This window comes from Sporosarcina sp. CAU 1771 (assembly GCF_054482775.1).
On the sequence record NZ_JBTLRN010000062.1, the window covers coordinates 1 to 1,019 of the forward strand.

At 39.6% G+C, this 1,019-nt stretch carries 1 pseudogene; it reads left to right on the forward strand.

Going from position 1 to position 1,019, the window contains the following annotated elements:
* Window positions 1-714: 714 nt before the first annotated feature.
* Window positions 715-1,019 (forward strand): annotated as a pseudogene (locus ACXYMX_RS17085) (hypothetical protein); the annotation flags it as partial.

Consider the following 1,019-nt stretch of genomic DNA (forward strand, 5'->3'; position numbering starts at 1 on the left):
CGGGCCAGTTCGACAAGTTCTGTGATAAATGCCTTTGGCATGAAAACACAGGAAGTTTATGAAATAAATTTCAACTTTACAATTGAAGATAGGAATGAAGAAACCATGTTTTCTGAAACTATCTCATCGATACTCCTGCGTGCGCTATGAATGACAGTTTATAGGGTTCGAAGTACAGGTAGAGTCGGCAGAAAGAAGGCTGAAGCCATCCATTGGAAAAGGTATGCCAACTGATATGCCGGATGGCTGAAAAACTAGATATGGTGAGAATGTTCCCGTGTAAAAGGAACTGACGAACTTCCGAATTTAAGGGTCTATAGTTTGAACATAGTGAAAGCTATGTCCCATCTTACGATGGGGTGAGTGGTGTAAAGTAATATTTGGCCCTCTGAAATACACTATACTGAACAATGGCGGTTTCCAGCTCACAGGCTTAAAGGAAGCACCTACGTCTAGAAATGATAGCTATTTTGTAAGGGACTTGGAAAGTAAAGAACGTTGAAACGAAGGCTGTTACCTGAAACGTTTGCTATAAGACATTAGTCGAAATGCATTTATCTTTATGAGGGTAGGGGTACGACTGATGAAATCGCTGTAATGGAGATGGAGGAACAGCCCCAAGTCTAGCGATAGGTAATAATTATTTTTCAAATGTGCATTGCACCGATCGGGTAAGAATGTGGGAACATCACTTCATAGAGGAATGATGCCACAGTGCAAGCTCTACGACATTGGGATTATTATGGGATGACAGACACCTTTACTGACTTACATCAACGAGCGAAAAATAAAGAATCATTCCACTTGCTTTACGACATCATCACATCAAGGAATAACATTTTATTAGCGTATCGAAAGATTAAGTCCAATAAAGGGTCAAAGACCCCTGGAACAGATGGTAAAACCATCTTAGATATAGAGAAACGAACTGAGGATGAATTAGTAGAAGAAATACAAAGACAGCTCAAAAATTATCGCCCAAAGAAAGTTCGGCGTAAACTTATTGAAAAAGATAATGG